15 protein-coding genes are annotated in these 16,482 nt (G+C 57.9%); 6 read left to right on the top strand and 9 right to left on the bottom strand.

Features of this window, described 5'->3' with window-relative positions; translation table 11 throughout:
* Position 1: 1 nt before the first annotated feature.
* The 4 genes from VGK48_28005 to VGK48_28020 all read right to left on the bottom strand — a co-directional run bounded on the left by VGK48_28005 (position 2) and on the right by VGK48_28020 (position 3,306).
* Positions 2–1,036 carry an AI-2E family transporter gene (locus VGK48_28005; GenBank protein ID HEY2385037.1) on the bottom strand — a complete coding sequence of 345 codons (1,035 nt, stop codon included), beginning with the start codon at positions 1,034–1,036 and terminating at the stop codon, positions 2–4.
* 160 nt (positions 1,037–1,196) lie between these two features.
* Complete coding sequence (locus VGK48_28010) at positions 1,197–2,000, bottom strand: ABC transporter permease (GenBank protein HEY2385038.1); 804 nt, start codon at positions 1,998–2,000, stop codon at positions 1,197–1,199.
* Positions 1,997–2,719 carry an ABC transporter ATP-binding protein gene (locus VGK48_28015; GenBank protein ID HEY2385039.1) on the bottom strand — a complete coding sequence of 241 codons (723 nt, stop codon included), beginning with the start codon at positions 2,717–2,719 and terminating at the stop codon, positions 1,997–1,999. The genes VGK48_28010 and VGK48_28015 overlap by 4 nt, the downstream gene beginning before the upstream one ends.
* A gap of 2 nt (positions 2,720–2,721) precedes the next feature.
* Complete coding sequence (locus VGK48_28020; GenBank protein ID HEY2385040.1) at positions 2,722–3,306, bottom strand: UbiX family flavin prenyltransferase; 585 nt, start codon at positions 3,304–3,306, stop codon at positions 2,722–2,724.
* Positions 3,307–3,452: 146 nt separating this feature from the next.
* On the opposite strand from VGK48_28020, the gene VGK48_28025 reads away from it, so the two are divergent.
* On the top strand, positions 3,453–3,842 hold the full coding sequence (locus VGK48_28025) for a cyclic nucleotide-binding domain-containing protein (GenBank protein ID HEY2385041.1): 390 nt from the start codon (positions 3,453–3,455) through the stop codon (positions 3,840–3,842).
* Between the two features lie 50 nt (positions 3,843–3,892).
* Positions 3,893–5,104, top strand: coding sequence for an aminodeoxychorismate synthase component I (gene pabB, locus VGK48_28030; protein ID HEY2385042.1), 1,212 nt, complete (start codon positions 3,893–3,895; stop codon positions 5,102–5,104).
* A 160-nt stretch (positions 5,105–5,264) separates the two neighbouring features.
* Here pabB and VGK48_28035 read toward each other — a convergent pair whose 3' ends face one another.
* The 4 genes from VGK48_28035 to VGK48_28050 form a co-directional block, all read right to left on the bottom strand.
* Complete coding sequence (locus VGK48_28035) at positions 5,265–7,673, bottom strand: hypothetical protein (GenBank protein ID HEY2385043.1); 2,409 nt, start codon at positions 7,671–7,673, stop codon at positions 5,265–5,267.
* 144 nt (positions 7,674–7,817) lie between these two features.
* Complete coding sequence (locus VGK48_28040) at positions 7,818–8,447, bottom strand: aminotransferase class IV (GenBank protein ID HEY2385044.1); 630 nt, start codon at positions 8,445–8,447, stop codon at positions 7,818–7,820.
* Positions 8,437–9,441, bottom strand: a complete 1,005-nt coding sequence (locus tag VGK48_28045) for a methionine synthase (GenBank protein HEY2385045.1) — start codon at positions 9,439–9,441, stop codon at positions 8,437–8,439. Before VGK48_28045 ends, VGK48_28040 begins: the two co-directional genes overlap by 11 nt.
* 7 nt (positions 9,442–9,448) lie before the next feature.
* Complete coding sequence (locus VGK48_28050; GenBank protein HEY2385046.1) at positions 9,449–10,900, bottom strand: hypothetical protein; 1,452 nt, start codon at positions 10,898–10,900, stop codon at positions 9,449–9,451.
* 219 nt (positions 10,901–11,119) lie between these two features.
* Here VGK48_28050 and VGK48_28055 point away from each other — a divergent pair, with 219 nt between their 5' ends.
* Both VGK48_28055 and VGK48_28060 read left to right on the top strand, forming a co-directional pair.
* Entirely contained in the window at positions 11,120–12,682 is a 1,563-nt protein-coding gene (locus VGK48_28055; protein HEY2385047.1) for a sigma 54-interacting transcriptional regulator, read from the top strand.
* Positions 12,683–12,842: 160 nt separating this feature from the next.
* Positions 12,843–13,877, top strand: coding sequence for a tetratricopeptide repeat protein (locus tag VGK48_28060; GenBank protein ID HEY2385048.1), 1,035 nt, complete (start codon positions 12,843–12,845; stop codon positions 13,875–13,877).
* A 111-nt stretch (positions 13,878–13,988) separates the two neighbouring features.
* Here VGK48_28060 and VGK48_28065 read toward each other — a convergent pair whose 3' ends face one another.
* Positions 13,989–14,231 (bottom strand): helix-turn-helix transcriptional regulator, encoded by a 243-nt coding sequence (locus VGK48_28065; GenBank protein ID HEY2385049.1) that lies wholly within the window; start codon positions 14,229–14,231, stop codon positions 13,989–13,991.
* 43 nt (positions 14,232–14,274) lie between these two features.
* Here VGK48_28065 and VGK48_28070 point away from each other — a divergent pair, with 43 nt between their 5' ends.
* Positions 14,275–14,604, top strand: coding sequence for a P-II family nitrogen regulator (locus VGK48_28070; protein HEY2385050.1), 330 nt, complete (start codon positions 14,275–14,277; stop codon positions 14,602–14,604).
* A 265-nt stretch (positions 14,605–14,869) separates the two neighbouring features.
* Positions 14,870–16,465: an ammonium transporter gene (gene amt / locus VGK48_28075; GenBank protein ID HEY2385051.1), complete on the top strand. Its 1,596-nt coding sequence runs from the start codon at positions 14,870–14,872 to the stop codon at positions 16,463–16,465.
* The last annotated feature ends 17 nt before the right edge of the window (positions 16,466–16,482 follow it).

Below are 16,482 nucleotides of genomic sequence, written 5' to 3' on the forward strand. Positions count from 1 at the left end.
TCTAAGCGGCTTTTCTCACGAATCCGCGGTGTGTCCAGTTGATCCAGAGGATTCGAAGGGCAGCAACCGCCGGAATCGATAAGAAGATCCCAATGACCCCGCCCAGTTCGCCGCCGACCAGAATTGCAAAAATAGACAGCAATGGATGCAGGTCCAACCCCTTGCCCATCACGCGCGGCGTGTTGACGTAGTCCTGAATCCCGCGCCAGACGATCCAGAATCCGGCCAGAACCAGCCAATGGGAATAGCCTGTCAGGAACGCAATTCCCATGAGTATCCCCAGGGCCATCAGCGGCCCGGCGATCGGAATGAACTCCAGCACACCGGCGATGGCCGCTACGGCAAAGGCGTACGGAACGCGCGCAATCAGCAGAAACACGCCGTAGGCGACGAACGCGAAAAACACCAGGAGCAGCTGCGCGCGGATGTATTGCCCGAGCATCGAGTCCAGGTCGGAGAGAATACTTGCGAGAAACTTGCGGCGGTGCGATGCGCCGAGCAACTGGACGACCGACGCTCCCAGCTTCGAGCGGTCTTTCAGGAAGAAAACCGCCAGCACCGGCACCAGCAGTATCCAGGCGAGATTCGACGCCGCCTGTGCAACGTAGTCCGTGACGCCGCCGGCATACCGCGCGATATCGTTCTGGTGCGTCGCAAGCCAGTTCTGGATCCGGGCTTCCGTGGCGCGGCTCCATCCCTGCTCGCTGCCCACCTGCCACGCAATGCTTCCGGACTTTACCTTCTCCAGCAGAGACGGCAGCCGCGCGCCCTGATGAATGACGCGCGGACCGACGGTCAACCCGAATACCAGAAGTCCCACGGCCATCGCGAGATACGTGACGGCCACTGCCTTGCCGCGGGATAAATGCAGCCACTCTTCGAAGCGGCCGACGACGGGCTCCAGCAGGTGGGCAAAGAAGATCGCAAAGATAAATGCCATCACCGGCCGGCGCGCCGCCCATATCAGCGCGATGACGCCGACAGTTACGGCAATCGTCAGGAGTACCGAAAGCGTCCGCCGGTCGAGGAATCCCATAGGCCCTGGAAATTCAGGTGCACCTTTGTGGCCAACGCTTCTGAGCAAAGAGCGGGAAGGAACCATTGCACCATTGCATCATTGGAAGTTTTTGCAGTTCTAAATTTGAAATGCAGAAACGTCTGATGATGCAATGGTGCGATGATTCCTTTCCGAGGCGCTAATTCACGGTTTCTGCAGAGTAACGGGCAATCAGCCCTGTCCGGACGCTGTGCCGGTAAACCCGTGCGAATATCCAGCAGGCCGCAACCACGTCCACCACCGCCAGCGCCACGCCGATACCCAAGCCACTTTCAGACAATGGGTTGTGGGCCACAATGGCCCGGACATTCTCGAAGACGTAGGCCGGCGGCAGCGCCCTGCAGATGTACTGCATCCATCGCGGCAGTATCGCGATCGGGTAGAACACACCCGCAAGCGGGGAGACCAGCGCCGGAATCGGCCAGATGAACCACTCCGACGCGGGCCCGAATCTCAAAACCGTGGCGGCGCCCAGGATCCCAAGCGCAATTCCGAACAAAAACAGCACGAGAAGGAACGGCACCAGGGCGATTCCATAAGCCAGAAACGACAAACCGAAGATCGAACTCGCGAGCACAATCATCACGATCAGACCGATGGTGCTCGTGCCGATGCTGGAGATTACCAGACCGCCGACGTATTCGGAGATCGACAGGGGCGTTGCGAAGATGTTCAGGAAATTCCGCGACCACACATCTTCCATGAATGCCATCGTGACGCCATGCATCACGCGGGTGAAGAAGTCCCAGAGCAGAACGGCGCCGAGAAATATCGGCACAAAGTCCATCTTGGCCGCGCTGACCGCATTGAGATACTTGGTGATGAATCCCCAGAGCACCATGTCGATCGCAACCCATGCAAACAGGGGCAGCACACGGGCGGGGCTTCCGCTGACGAGGTACAAGTGACGGATCACGATTGCGGAGGTCCGGTTCAGGTTCATTCGCGCGCCACTGCGATAAAAAGCTCTTCGAGAGTTTCCATGCCGTGCGCTTTCGGAAGTGTCCGGGGATCGCCTTCGAGCAGAATTTTGCCGCGCGCGAGAAACAGCACGCGGTCGCACACATCCTCGACCTCATACATGTTGTGCGAGGTCCAGAGGACGCCGCACGCGCCCTTGTCCGCCATGTTCCGGATCTTCTGCCGGATCTCCTGCGCCGTGGCGGGGTCCAGGGAAGCCGTCGGCTCGTCGAGCAGCAGAAGGTGCGGATCGTTCAGCATGGCTTTTGCGAGACACAACCGCGTTTGCTCTCCCGACGAAAGGACGCCTGCTTTCGTGTCGCGGAACCGCTCCAGTTCGAATTGATGAAGCAGCGTTTCGATTCGCGGCCGAAGATCCTCGACGTCATAGATGAGCCCGAAAACGCGCAGGTTCTGATAAACGGAAAGATTGCCGGGCAGCGGCGCATAGACGGCCGCGAAATTGGTGCGTTGAAGCGCCTTCGAACGTTGCTTCGCGACGTCGATGCCTTCGATGAGGATCGAACCGGACGTCGGCTCCAGGACGCCGAGAATCATGTTGATCGTTGTGGTCTTGCCGGCGCCGTTCGGACCGAGCAGCCCGACGATCTCATTGCGCGCAACGTGAAAGGAAACGTTCTTCACTGCAACAGTCTCGCCGTACTGTTTGCCCAGGCTCTCGACAGCAAGAACGTTCGCCACGGCTAACTGCTTTCTTCGGTTTTTGTGGCGTGTTCTTCTCCCCAGCGGCCGGCCGTATCCAAATGAAGGCCGAATTGATCGAGAGCCCGCATGACCGTATGGTTGATCACATCATCAAGCGATTGCGGATTCGTGTAAAAGGCGGGCATCGGCGGCATGATGACCACGCCCATTCGCGAGAGCTTCAACATGTTTTCGAGATGGATGTCGCTCAGCGGCGTTTCGCGCACCATCAGCACCAGTTTGCGCCGCTCTTTCAGAACCACATCGGCGGCACGGTGAATCAAGTTGTCGCCATGACCGTGGGCGATCGCCGCCAGCGTTCGCACGCTGCAGGGCGCAATAAGCATGCCGTCGGTTAAAAACGAGCCGCTCGAAATCGCCGCGCCCTGATCCGCTTCGCCGTAAGCGCGCGTAGCCAGCGACTTCACATATTCAGTGGTGTGCGGCGTCTCATGAAGCAGGGTCCGGGCGCCCCATTTGCTGAGCACGAGGTGCGTTTCGCTACCCGCATCCCGCAATATCTGAAGAGCCCGGACTCCAAACACGGTGCCCGTTGCACCCGTGATTCCGATGATCAATCGCATTCCAGCATTGTAGCCGACAAATCCGCGATGCGGGCGTGCAGGCAAGCCGCGGAGCGGCTCAATATGTACCGCGCCTGCAACGATTTTTTGAATGTTTGCTCCCCTTTTTTACGTCTTCTTCTTATAGAGGAGGTACAAAGACGAATATGGGCTTAAACGCCGCAACCCCGAAGATCGATGAGCCGGCAAATATCAGAAGGGTTTTACGGATCGCCAGGAATGCCGCCCTTTTCCGCTCGATGTCCCGCAGCGTGCTGTCGGACCTTGTGGGACGCTCCCGGCATGTCTTTTATGACGCCGGAGATATCATCGTGAATCAGGGTGACGACGACTCGTGCGTCTATCTTGTGCTTGCCGGCCGCGTCCGCGTGTTCCACCGGCAGCAAGGCCCGGCCGGCGACGCCATCGCCGAGCTCGACCCCGGCGAAATATTCGGCGAGCTCGCAATCCTGGAGACTCAGCTGCGATCGGCTACAGTTCTTACCATCGAACCGACCAGCTGCCTGAGAGTATACCGGCCTTCCTCGCCGCTCTGAATCAATCTCTGTAGGTTTTTCAGCCTGTTCAATCGGCTAAACTTCCTTCTATGCAGCCGCTGTACGCCGCCGCCGGTCTCCATCAGGAGGAATATTTCGCTTTTCTCGACTCATCCCGCAGCGGTGGAAACCAGGGACGTTACTCGATTCTCGCGCGGCGGCCAAGAGACGTGGTGCGCACAAAAGGCGAGAATCCGTTTCCGGCGATCGACCGGCTTCTGAAGGCCGGCGCCAGAGGCGGCGTCATCGGTTACTTCAGCTACGATTTGTTTCGCTTTCTCGAACAATATAAAAACCTGGAAGCGGTCGATGATCTGGGACTGCCGGACTGCTGTCTGATGGCTTACGACGAGGTTCTCGTATTCGATCATCAGACGCAGCAATGGAACCGGGAAATACCGCACCTCAGCCGCCCCGCGAATGGGCAGTGCACCGTTGGCAAGCCCGAGCAGAACATGACGAAAGAACGGTATCTCGCCAACGTCAAACGGGCTCTTGAATACATTGCTGCCGGGGAAATCTATCAGGTCAACCTGTCGCAACGGTTTTCACGCCCGTTCAGCGGATCGCCGTTCACGATGTTTTCGTTGTTACGGCATATGAGCCCGTCGTTTTACGGAGCGTATCTGAATTGCGGCGATCATGCCGTGATCAGCTCCTCGCCGGAATTGTTCCTGAAGAAGACGGGGAAAACCATCGAGACCCGGCCGATCAAAGGTACGCAGGCGCGAGGGCGAAACCCCGAAGAAGACAGGGCGATGCGGGAGGAGTTGCTGCAGAGCGCAAAAGAGTCCGCCGAATTGACGATGGTCGTGGACCTGGAGAGAAACGATCTCGGACGGATCTGCGAGTATGGCAGTGTCGAAGTCGCCGAGCATCGCTACATCGATGAATTGCCCACGCTATTTCATACCGTGTCTACCGTGCGGGGACGCCTCCGGTCTGACGTCAGCGCGGTCGATATTCTGCGCGCCACGTTTCCCGGTGGGTCGATTTCAGGATGCCCGAAGATCCGGGCAATCGAGGTGATCGACGAACTGGAGCCGACAAGAAGACATGTCTATACGGGAGCGATCGGATACTTCGCGCCGGACGGCGATTTCACGCTGAATGTGGCGATACGCACAATGGTGGTGGCCGCCGGACGGCTGCATTATCAGGTTGGCGGAGGAATAGTGGCGGACTCGAATCCGGAACGGGAGTATCAGGAGACGCTGGACAAGGCCGCCGCGATGGAAAAGGCGATCGAGACGGCGGGGTGAAGAAGAATTCATTTCCAACGCGGCCTTCAGCATTCAGCGGCAGAAATGAACTGGCCTTTCGCCTGTTCCATTTTGGTCCGGCACCGGCGGAGCATCGTCAGGCGGCGGCCTGAAAGCAGTAAGCAACAATCTCCGCCCGGTTGTGGCTAAATCCCTCGCCCTATAGCGGTGACTGGCCGTTCGAATCGACCGGTGAAAGAATGAATGTACCGCCGGCCGGAATCGAATAGGTAAACGTGCTTCGCGTATCGCCGTTCAAATTCGCAGGCAGCGGATTCCCCGACTGATCGAACAGATCGATCCTGCCCACAAGCGTCGCACTCGTGTTGTTTACGAGCGCAATCATCGTGGCCCATCCGCCGGCGATGGCAAATTGGGGAATGATCACAGATGTTGCTCCGCCGATCGTCCCGGCAGCGGGAGAATTCGGATCGGATCCGGCGGTAAGTGTGACAGACGGAACTCCGGGTAGCGGAGCAGTTACTGCTACGGGCAGAGTACTGAATGCACCGCCGTCAAACCGCAAACCGACGACCGCAAACGGCGAAGAACTTTGCATTCTGAGGCTGCCACGCATGCCGCTGGAAATCACGTCCGTGCTGAAAAGATCGCTTACGAACTTTGCCGTCTGCTGATGAGCCGGTATCGTGATGTTGGTGGGACTGCCGACGACGAGTCCAGTCTCGTCCCGAAGCGTCAGAGTCACTGCGATCCCGACGCTGCCTGGGTTGGAAATGGCCACACCAATATTGCGGCTGATGCTGGGGATCACCTCGACGAACATCGAAGCGTCCGTAGCCATCGGATTCGGGACCAGGCCGGCCTGTGCCAGGACTAAACCCTGGCTGACGGTGCCGTATGTAAATGTCACGCTAGGCGAATCGGATCCTGCGGCGGGTGTAACGATGACATATCCGGACTGGATCTGGCCCGATTCAACATTAGTAGTTTGCGGAACAGTCGACGGCACTCGTGTTGTGGCAAAGGACACCACCTTGCCGGTCACCGTTCCCGTGGAATTCTGGGCGACGGCGCGGTAGTAGTACTGCGTGCCGGGTTGAAGCGACGACAACGAAAACGAATAATTCGCCGGACTGTTTCCGCTGAATTGCTGCGCCGGCGTTTTATTAGGCAACGGAGTCGTCGTCCCCCACTCGAACCACGCCGTGGATGCGGTACCGGCAGGGTTTACCGTTCCGTTCAATTCGGCCGAAGCGGACGATACGGTGTCCGCGTTGAGCGTGGTTACCGTAAGCGTGGCGGATGTACTCGAAGCCGTCTGAAAACTCTTGATGTCCGACCGGATAAGATTGACGCTCGACGTTCCGGCCACTGCGCGAAAGTAGTAAGTCGTGTTCGGTTGAAGGTTCGCCAGCGCTTGTGAGAGTGTAATGTCGTTCCCGGATAGAAACGTTTGCGGCGCCGTCTGACTGCCGAGGGATGACGTTGTTCCCCACTCAAAGAACCCGACGATCGAACCGGCCGCAGTAACACTGGCTTTCAGCGTCGCCGCAGCCGCCATTATTCCGGATGCCTCGGTAGAGGTAATGTTTACCGTTGCCGAAGGACCTGCCGGAGTCGTGAAACTAAGAGTATTTCCCTGCACGCTGACTCCACCGCCAAGATAACCGACAAGCCGGAAGTAATAAGTCGTATTGGCTTGAAGGTTACTGAGTGCCTTCGTCACATTCGCACTGGTCGTCGTCTGATTGAAAGCCTGAGCGTCTGACTTTGAGCCCAGCGAGGATGTCGTTCCGTATTCGAACCACGCGTAAAAGGGCGCGCCTCCCCCGGCGATCGTGCCGTTCAACGTTGCTCCTGTTGCAGTGACTCCTGTTGCATCGAGCGTGGTGACGGTAAGCGCAACCGTGGCAGGCGCATCGGAAGTGGTAAAAGTCTTAACGTCCCCGAGCGCCGCCGTACCGTCCGAAGTGCGGTACGCATCGAGACGGAAGTAATAGAGGGTGTGCGGTTGAAGATTCTTCAGAGAAGACGTCACAGAAACGGCTGTCGTACCAGCCGCGATGGTCTGCACATCGGTGCGATTGCCGAAGGATGACGAAGTTCCCCAATCGAACCACACAGCCAGGCCTGGCCCGCCTGGATTCACGCTGCCGTTTAGAGCGGCGGAATTTGATGTCACGGACGTCGCGGTCAGGGTTGATGCGGCAATGGTCCCCCCTGTTACGACATTGCCCGTCGTCGTGAACGTTTTGGTGTCGCCGTCGATGTTCGGAGCTCCGGCCGTCGCCGGGTACAGAACAGCGCGGAAGTAATACGTGGTATGGGGCTGAAGATTGGACAGGGAGGCGGTGAACGTTGTCGTTGTGCCGCCCGGAAAGACCTGAGGACTGGTTTTGGTCCCGAGAGCAGTCGTCGTTCCCCACTCGAACCATATTCCGACCGAGTTGTTCGCCGCGGTCAGCGTGCCGTTCAAAACCGTCGAATTCGATGTAATACCCGTCGCGTCATTTGTCGCAACCGATAGATTACCTGTCTGTGAATATCCCGCCGCCACTCCGATCAAAAGCAGCGATAAAAATCGCGCTATGCTTCCTGCAAGCCTCACTGTTCCCTCCCAGTCGGTCAATAAACCGACACTAGGACGAGCTGTCTAGCAAACGCCGGGCCAAACAGCTAAGTAGAGGAAATGATTAGCTCGACCCGAAACACGTTTGGTTGTGAGGATCGTAAAATGTCAATCCAATTGACACTAAATGCGCTTTAAGTTCGCATCCAACTCAACTTCAAACATTCCCCGCAGCGCGTTGAAGCAGCGGATGGGATCGCTGGAATTCAAATCGTCCGGATGGATGATTCCTTCAACGATGTCGCCGCGCGCCAGAAGTTCGGCGCGGAATACGCCGGGGAGCAGGCCGCAGGACAGCGCCGGCGTGACCCATGCCCCTCCACGGAAAACCGCGATATTCGTAATCGTGGTCTCGGTAAGCTCATCGCGCTCGTTGAGAAGAATGACGTCGGTATCCGCAGCGGAGCCGCGCCGGGCCTCTTCGTAAATTTCGCGATTCGTTGTCTTGTGGTAGAGAAACGGATCTTTCGAGTTGACCCGCACGCTCGAAAGCTTCAATCGTCCGGCGTGACCGGCGGGGACGGGCGCGGACGAAGTCTCCACTTCCCCACTCTTCGACAGCAGCAGTCGCAGGGACGCAGCTCGACGGAAAGACACCTCACGGATCGCGTCGCCCACCCTGTCCGCATCGTACTTGAACGAGAAATGCCGCGCCGACCGGCGCAGGCGCTGCAGGTGGCGGTCGAGCAGAAACACCTCGCCGTTCTCCAGCACCCGCATCGTCTCGATCAGCCGGAAATCTTCAGGAGACACCCAGTTCTTTACGAACGATCTTGGTTCCCTGCACCATCGCGCGCAACTTGGCGAATGCGACTTCCTGCGGAAGGTGCAGACAACCGCAATCCGGCAGCGCGAAGATACGCTCGGCCGGCACGAACTTCAGCGCTTTGCGAACCCGTTCGGCCACGATCTCCGGCGTTTCAACCTCGTGCGTCTTGACGTCGATGACGCCGACGCCGAGCTCGAGTTTGTTCGGGAACTCTTTGAACAGCTCCAGGTCTTCTCCGCCGCGGCGGGCGAATTCGAGGGTCAATTGCTGGATGTTGGCTTCAAGAATTGTTGGGAAAAGATAGCGATAGTTCCCCGCCCACGACGGCTTGCCATAGCGGTTGCCGTAACAGACGTGCAGCGCGATTTTCGCGTCGACCCCCTCGACCAGCGTGTTGAGAACCTTCACTCCCCACTGGAGGTCTTCCGGAAATCCGGAGTAATACGGCTCATCGATCTGGATCTGGCGCGCGCCCGCGCGCACCAGTTCCTTCAACTCCATGTTCATGACACGGGCGAGGTCGGTCGCGAACGCTTCTTCGTTCTTGTAGTACTCGTCTTTAATGCGCTTCACGAGCGAGTGCGGCCCGGTGACGCAGAACTTCGTCGAGCGATCGGTGAAGGCGGACAGGAATTTGAAATCGTCCGAGAGCCGCAGTGACGCCACCGGCAGTTTGCCGCGCACGACGCTGTCATAGAAGTCATAGTAAAACTTCTTCGAGGTGTTATCGGTCTGAACCCCGGGCAGCCGTTCGGCGAAATAGTCGATCATGTTGTCGCGGCGCAGCTCGCCGTCGGTGACGATGTCGAGGCCACAGACTTCCTGATCCTTGATGGCAGCTTTGACGGCGACGTCATGGATCTCGTCGAGTTCCTGACGGCTGATGCGCCGCGCAAAGTATTCGGTTTTGAGCCGCTCCAGCCAGCCCGGCATGGAATAACTCCCGACAACCGTTGTGGGTATTATCGGTAGACTCATGGTGTTTCTACTCCCGCTGTGTGGTGTAAAGTGTGGACGTGCGCGATCCCTGTCTATAAAGGAACGGCGCAAAGTGCACGTTATAACCGGCCTGCCCGCCGATCTCGGCGAGCAGGGCTCCGTTCACCCAGTTTACGATCGATCCGTCCAATTTGCCCGGTCCGCGGAACATCCGGCTGTAATCCGCGAGCTTCGTCACGAAAATATCCTGCACCTGGAGATACCCGCCCGGATGAAGCAACGGAACGGTATTCATGAAACTCTCGACGGCGCCCGAGCTCAGGTGGAAGCGCTGATTCATGATGCCTTCACCGACAAAGTTCTCCAGCAGCGTGGGCTTGACTCCGGCGGGCATCGGCGCATCCAGTATGCTTTGAATCGCAATGTAGCGTTCTTCGGTCCGGATCGCGTCCCAGACGTCGCGCCAGAACGTGACGCCCTTGTCCACGTCGTTGGGATGCAGATGCTGCGGACCGACTTCGAGAAGCCGCCGGATGGTGGCCTCGAATTCCGCCGGGGCCGCGCCGAAGGATTCGCAGATGCGATTCACGGCGGACGCCGGAACGTACGCCCGCGCTTCGACCAGATAAAGGTGCCCGTCCCGCACGACGATCTCGTCGGTGGGCAGGTTGTCCCACACGTTGGTCAAATGGATGGACAGGACCTTGTAGCGCAGAAACGAAAGCGACTTGAACGGATCGAGGGCATCGACCGCCAGAAAGCTAGTCAATTCACGGTGCTCCCGAACCGCTTCGGTCGCGCGATTCAGCGCCGGCATCGAGTAATCCGCGAGCAGAAAGCGGATCCGCGGATAGTAATTCGTTCCCTGTTCCTGATCCAGCCTGCGGACTTCGTCGAGCCACGCCGCCGCGCGCTGGCCGGTTCCAACTCCGATTTCCAGAGTAAAAATCTCCGGCGGCAGCTGGTTCTTGTCGTCCAGAGCTTTCAGCCGCTTCCAGAAGTCGGCAACGGCATCACGTATGGCTTCAGGGTGGTTCGCGTCGGATGTGCCGCCCGGCAGCGATTTCTCGAAACCATGACCGGCGGCGCCTTCCCACAACGGCAGGTGCTGCCAGAAAAGATTGTTGAAGCGCCAGATAATTCCCGAGCGGATCGGCTTGAAGGATTCCAGATAGATACGTTTGCGGGAGGACGCCGCCGTGTCCGTTACGTCATTCAGTGCACTGATAAATTCTTCCTTCAGGCAATCCTGGCGAACCTGACGGAGATCGACGCCCAACTCAATCCACGGCAGCACTTCCTGGCCGCGGATCGCGCGGCGGGCCGTGATCGCCTCGCGGAAATTGGTCTTGTACTGAAGCCACTCCAGGTGGATGTTGAGGTTTTCCAGCACCCCCGCCGGCACTTGTCCTTCTCCTGCAACAGTCACAAGTGCGGACGCAACGCTACTGGCGAGGCCGGTCTGCTTCGAGGGGACGTTATTGATGTGAAGAATCATTGGCAAAGACCAGATCAGCTTATATACGACAAACCCTCTATTGACAAGCACCCAACACAAAACGACAATACGAAGTCGTAAGATCAGGTGCGGCAGCCTACAAAGTTGTGGCGGCCGGCCGGCACAGACGCTGATTCGGACACCGTAAGTCCAGGGCACTGCAGAGGCAGAATGTTCTGGGCTTTTTTTATTGGCCGTTTTTGTTTTGGTATCGAAAAAGTGGCTACGCATTTGTCAGAAAAAGGATTAAACGGGCATCGGGCGGATGCAGTCCAGCAGCTGGCGGTGCTTGTCGAAATGGGTCAGATCCTGAGCGGCGAACTGACGCCCAGGGTTGCTTTCGAAAAAGTACTGGAGATCCTCAAGCAACGCCATGGCGTCGTGCGCGGAGCCGTGACGTTGCTCGATGCGAAGAGCCAGGAAATCCGTGTCGAAGTATCCACCGGTCTGACCGATGCCGGACGCTTCGCGCGCTACCGCCTGGGCGAAGGAATCACCGGCCGTGTGGTCGAAACCGGCAAGCCGATCGTCGTTCCGAAAGTCAGCCGTGAGCCCATGTTCCTGAACCGCGCCGCCAAGCGTGATTTTCATAAGCAGGAAATCACGTACATGTGCGTTCCCATCGTCCTCAAAGGCAAAACCGTGGGAGCGCTCGGCCTCGATCTGAAGTTCAGACAGGATCGCGACTACGACTCGGAGTTGAAGTGGGTCGGCCTGGTCGCACTGATGATGGCGCAGGCCATCAAGGCCGAACACCTCGTCGATGACGAACGAAGGCGGCTGATGGATGAGAACACGCACCTTCTCGAAGAGCTCAAGGAACGCTACGATTTCTCCAATATCATCGGCACGGCCGGACCGATGCGGCAGGTCTACGAACAGATTGCGCAGGTCGCCCGCACCAACACGACCGTGCTGATTCGCGGCGAATCCGGCACCGGCAAGGAATTGATCGCGCACGCGATCCACTACAATTCGCCACGGGCGCAGAAGCCGTTCATCAAGGTGAATTGCGCCGCGCTTCCCGATGCACTCATCGAATCGGAGCTGTTCGGATACGAAAAGGGCGCCTTCACCGGCGCTCACGGCCTGAAAAAGGGCCGCTTCGAGCTGGCCGAGGGTGGAACGCTGTTTCTCGACGAGATCGGCGACATGAATCTCACGACCCAGTCGAAGCTGCTTCGCGTCCTGCAGGAAAAGGAATTCGAACGGCTCGGCGGAACCCAGACCGTCCGCACCAACGTGCGCCTGCTGACCGGCACCAACAAGGACCTGGAAACCGCGATGGCCGAGGGAAAGTTCCGCGAGGACCTGTACTACCGCCTGAATGTCTTCGCGATCTTTGTTCCTCCACTGCGCGACCGCAAAGCCGATCTGCTGCTCCTGTCGGATCACTTCCTGCAGAAATACTCGAAAGAACACAGCAAGGACATCCGGCGCATCTCGACGCCTGCCATCGATATGTTGACCGCTTATCATTGGCCCGGCAACGTGCGCGAACTGGAGAATGTGATCGAACGCGCCATCCTGGTATGTGACGGCAACGTCGTCCACGGTCATCATCTGCCGCCGACGCTGCAAACCGCCCAGGCGTCCGGGACGATCACCTCGCTGTCGCTGTCCGAGGCCATCAGCGCGTACGAGAAAGACATCGTGCTCGACGCGCTCAAGACCACGCGCGGCAACCGCGCGAAAGCCGCGCGCCTCCTGGGCACCACCGAACGCATCATCAATTACAAAGTCCGCAAGTACGAGATCGACAGCGAAAGATTCAGAAATTAGCGCGGCTTAAATCCTTCAAAAAAGTGCGCGCACTGCCCGCGCCATACAGGAATGTATGGCGTTTTCTTTTCGCAATTCCCGTTTCCCGTTGAATTTACAGGGGCATGGCCTACCTCAAAGCGATGGCCGCCGCCGTGCAATGAAGCCGGCGAGGTAGGTTATGCCATACATCCTTATTACGCTCACGTTACTCCTCAGCGATTACACAAACCTCCGCAAAGCCGGTGTGGCGGAATTCGAAGCCGGCCATTACGCGCAGGCCGAGGCACTGATCCGCACTTCCGTCGAATCAGCCCGTGCAAACAACGACCCATATGCGGAAGCCCTGGGCGATTCCGCCCTGGGTGACACGCTTCATGCGCAGGCCCGCTTTCTCGAGGCTGCGCGCGAATATCGAACAGCGATTTCACTCTTGAACCAGTATCCGGACAGCAGCCATGCGTCAGCGATCGTCCTCAGAAATCTGGCGTCCGACCTGACGGCGCAAGGCGAATACCGCGAAGCGCGGACTCTGTTGAAAGAAGCGTCGCAACTTATATCGATGTACAAGGTCCGGGATCCTGCTTTGAACGCGGAAATCGAAAACAGCATCGGCGTTATTCAGTTTCATGAAGGAAGCATCGATAAGGCCGGCGGCTCTTTCACACACGCTGCGGCGATTCCCTCTCCGGGCTTGTGGGGGATCCTGAGCAACCTGGGACACGTGTATCAGATCCGGCGGCAATATGCGAAAGCCGAAGAGGCGTACAAAGAGTCTCTTCAGCTGGGCGAAGTCCGTTTGGGGCCTCAGCACCCGAGCCTCAGCATTCTCCACAACAGCCTCGGTTCGCTATACATGGATATGGGCCGCTTCAAGGAGGCGGAGATCCAGTTCCAGCACAGCTTCGCGCTGCTCGATCATGCGGACCTGTCTTTCAATGAAGCGGCCATCATGGATACGCTGTACCAGCTCGCCAGAGTCTGCGTCGCCCGGAATGAGGAAGCGGGCGCCCGCCCCCTGCTGGAACGGGCTGCTGCAATTGCGAGAAAACACACGAACGAGGGGGAGATGCCGGAAACCGCCGCGATTTTCGATTTGTATTCGAGGGTTCTCAAGGAACTGTCCAACGCTTCAGAGGCGGAACACGTTCAAAACGAAGCGCGGCGGATCCGCGCGGCAATGGCACTCACGGTGCCGATAGGGAACCTGCAATAGGAGGAAGGGAACCTATTGCTCCATTGCATCATTAGAGGTTTCTGCATTTTAAATTTAGAACTGCAAAAACGTCCAATGATGCAATGGTGCAATAAATCCCCTTCCCTCCTTTTACGTTGACCGCCCGGACTGTGGGCCATTGCCGCGAAGGTGCTGAACAGGAACGGAGTGGCCCCAGGCGATTTCCTCGACCGAAACACCGAGAACCGCCGCCAGTTTCTGGCGTTGGAAGGGACTGGGCGTGTACTGGCCATCGACGATGGCCTTCACGACTTTTGCATCGAGGCCCGACGCTTCAACAAGCTGCTGCGCACGGATACCCTTCTCGTCCATAATCACCGCGAGGGGTTTCATAAGTGACCGGATGTTATCACGCTTTCCGGGTTATTCTGTCCCCGTGAAACTGATTCAGTGCATCATCCAGCCGTACAAACTTGAAGAAGTCATCGACGCGCTTCAGGCTGTGGCGCCCGGCATGACGCTTTCGGAGGCGAAAGGACACGGCCATCAGCGCGGGCAGCCTCTGGTTTACCGCGGACACGAATACGAAGTTTCGCTGCTGCCGAAAGTCATGATCGAGATCGTGGTGGAAGACAACCGGGTCGACGACGTCGTCAAAGTCGTTATTGAAAAAGCCCGCACCGGACACATCGGCGACGGGAGGATATTTATCAGCCGGATCGAGGAAAGCTACCACATCCGGAGCGGATTCATGGCGCTGGATTAGGACAAGATTGTCATGGCATTCGTACATAATTGCTGTGACATTAAGAAATAGTTGTCTTGACATTGTGAATACATTGCTCTAAAACATATCTCACGCGACACGACGAAGTGCGCCCGAGTTGACACCGAGGTCTTCAATTCCGCAGTAGGGATTGGAGGCTTTTTGTTTTTATAAGCCCGGACAAAGAAGTCCATGGACTGCCCTGGAGGCAGCTCATGGACTTTTTTTATTTTGCTCGAATTTTAAGGTAACTGTGAGGAGCCCAATGAAAAAACTATCTCTGTCATCGAAAATCAAACGATTGCGCAGCCGGCTGCGCGACCCCGAGTGGCGCAGATACGGAACGCTTTTAATGACTGGAAAACTGCTGGGAATGGCCCTGTTGCTGACGGCCTTTGTGTTCATGAACCCGAGCCTTTTCGGCTTCGGCGCTCATGCTCAAGCGGCGGACCCGGTGTTGAAGGGTAATGACATCGTCAACCCGATCAATACAGTCTGGACCCTGGTCGCGGCGTTTCTTGTGTTCGGCATGCAGGTTGGTTTCACGATGCTCGAAGCCGGCTTCTGCCGGTCGCGCGAGACCGTCAACGTACTGATGGAGTGCATCATCGACACCTGTCTCTGCGGCCTTTTGTTTTATGCCTGGGGTTTCGCATTCATGTTCAGCCACGGCAACGGATTCATCGGCTATCACTGGTTCTTCCTGAAGGACGCGCCGGCGACCTATGAAACCACGGGCGTGGCGTTCCTTGCGGTCTGGATCTTCCAGTTCGCATTTGCGGATACCTGCTCGACGATCACATCGGGCTCGATGATCGGCCGCACCGCCTTCGTCGGCGACCTCCTCTACAGCGTCGCGGTGACCGGTTTTATCTATCCGATCATCGGACACTGGACGTGGGGGCCGGATGGTTTCCTCGCGACGATGGGCAGCGCCGACAACTGGCTCCCGTGGGTCGGAACGAGTTTCCATGACTTTGCGGGTTCAACGGTCGTCCATACGATCGGCGGATTCATCTCACTGGCCGGCGCGATTGTTCTCGGTCCGCGCCTTGGCCGCAGATTCAAACGCGACGGCGGCGGCCCCATGATGCCGCATGATTTGACGATTGCCGCTTGCGGCGGCCTTCTGTTGTGGTTCGGCTGGTATGGGTTCAATCCGGGAAGCACGCTGTCCGCGATGGATTTCGTCGGTATCGGCCGCGTCGCGGCGAATACCACATTGGCGGCTTGCGCCGCCGCGTTCACTGCGATGGCCGCAGCGTATGCAATGAGCAAAAAATGGGACGTGGGTTATACCGTTAACGGGTTCCTCGCCGGACTGGTCGCGATCACCTGCCCCTGCTATTGGGTGAGCCCGACCGGGTCGATACTTCTGGGTGGAATCGCAGGTTTCGTCGTGGTCGCCGGCGTTGAGCTTCTCGAGTACCTGCGGATCGACGATCCGATCGGCGCGTGGCCTGTGCATGGTTTGTGCGGCGTCTGGGGCACGCTGTCTCTGGGCTTGTTCGCAGCCGGAAAGTACGGCGCCTCCGGCCCGTTCGGCCCGGACAACAGCACTCCGTTGACCGGCCTCTTTTACGGCGGCGGAACGCAGCTTCTGGTGGCTCAGACCATCGGTAGCGGTGTGACCACGATTGCAACTTTCGGAGTTGCGCTAATCGTGATGTATGCGGTGAACGCATTCGGTCTGTTGCGCATCGATGCTGAAGGCGAAACATACGGAATGGATTTGACCGAGCACGGAATCCCGGCTTATCCGGAGTATGTCATCTCCGCTGCGGGCAGACCGCACGGCATGGTTCACTTCGATACGGCCGCGGAAACGGTTGCCGAACCTGTGGGAAAGGCAGCACGATAACGGACTCGCAGGCGCGG

This window comes from Terriglobia bacterium, from assembly GCA_036496425.1.
In the GTDB taxonomy this organism is placed as follows: Bacteria; Acidobacteriota; Terriglobia; order 20CM-2-55-15; family 20CM-2-55-15; genus 20CM-2-55-15.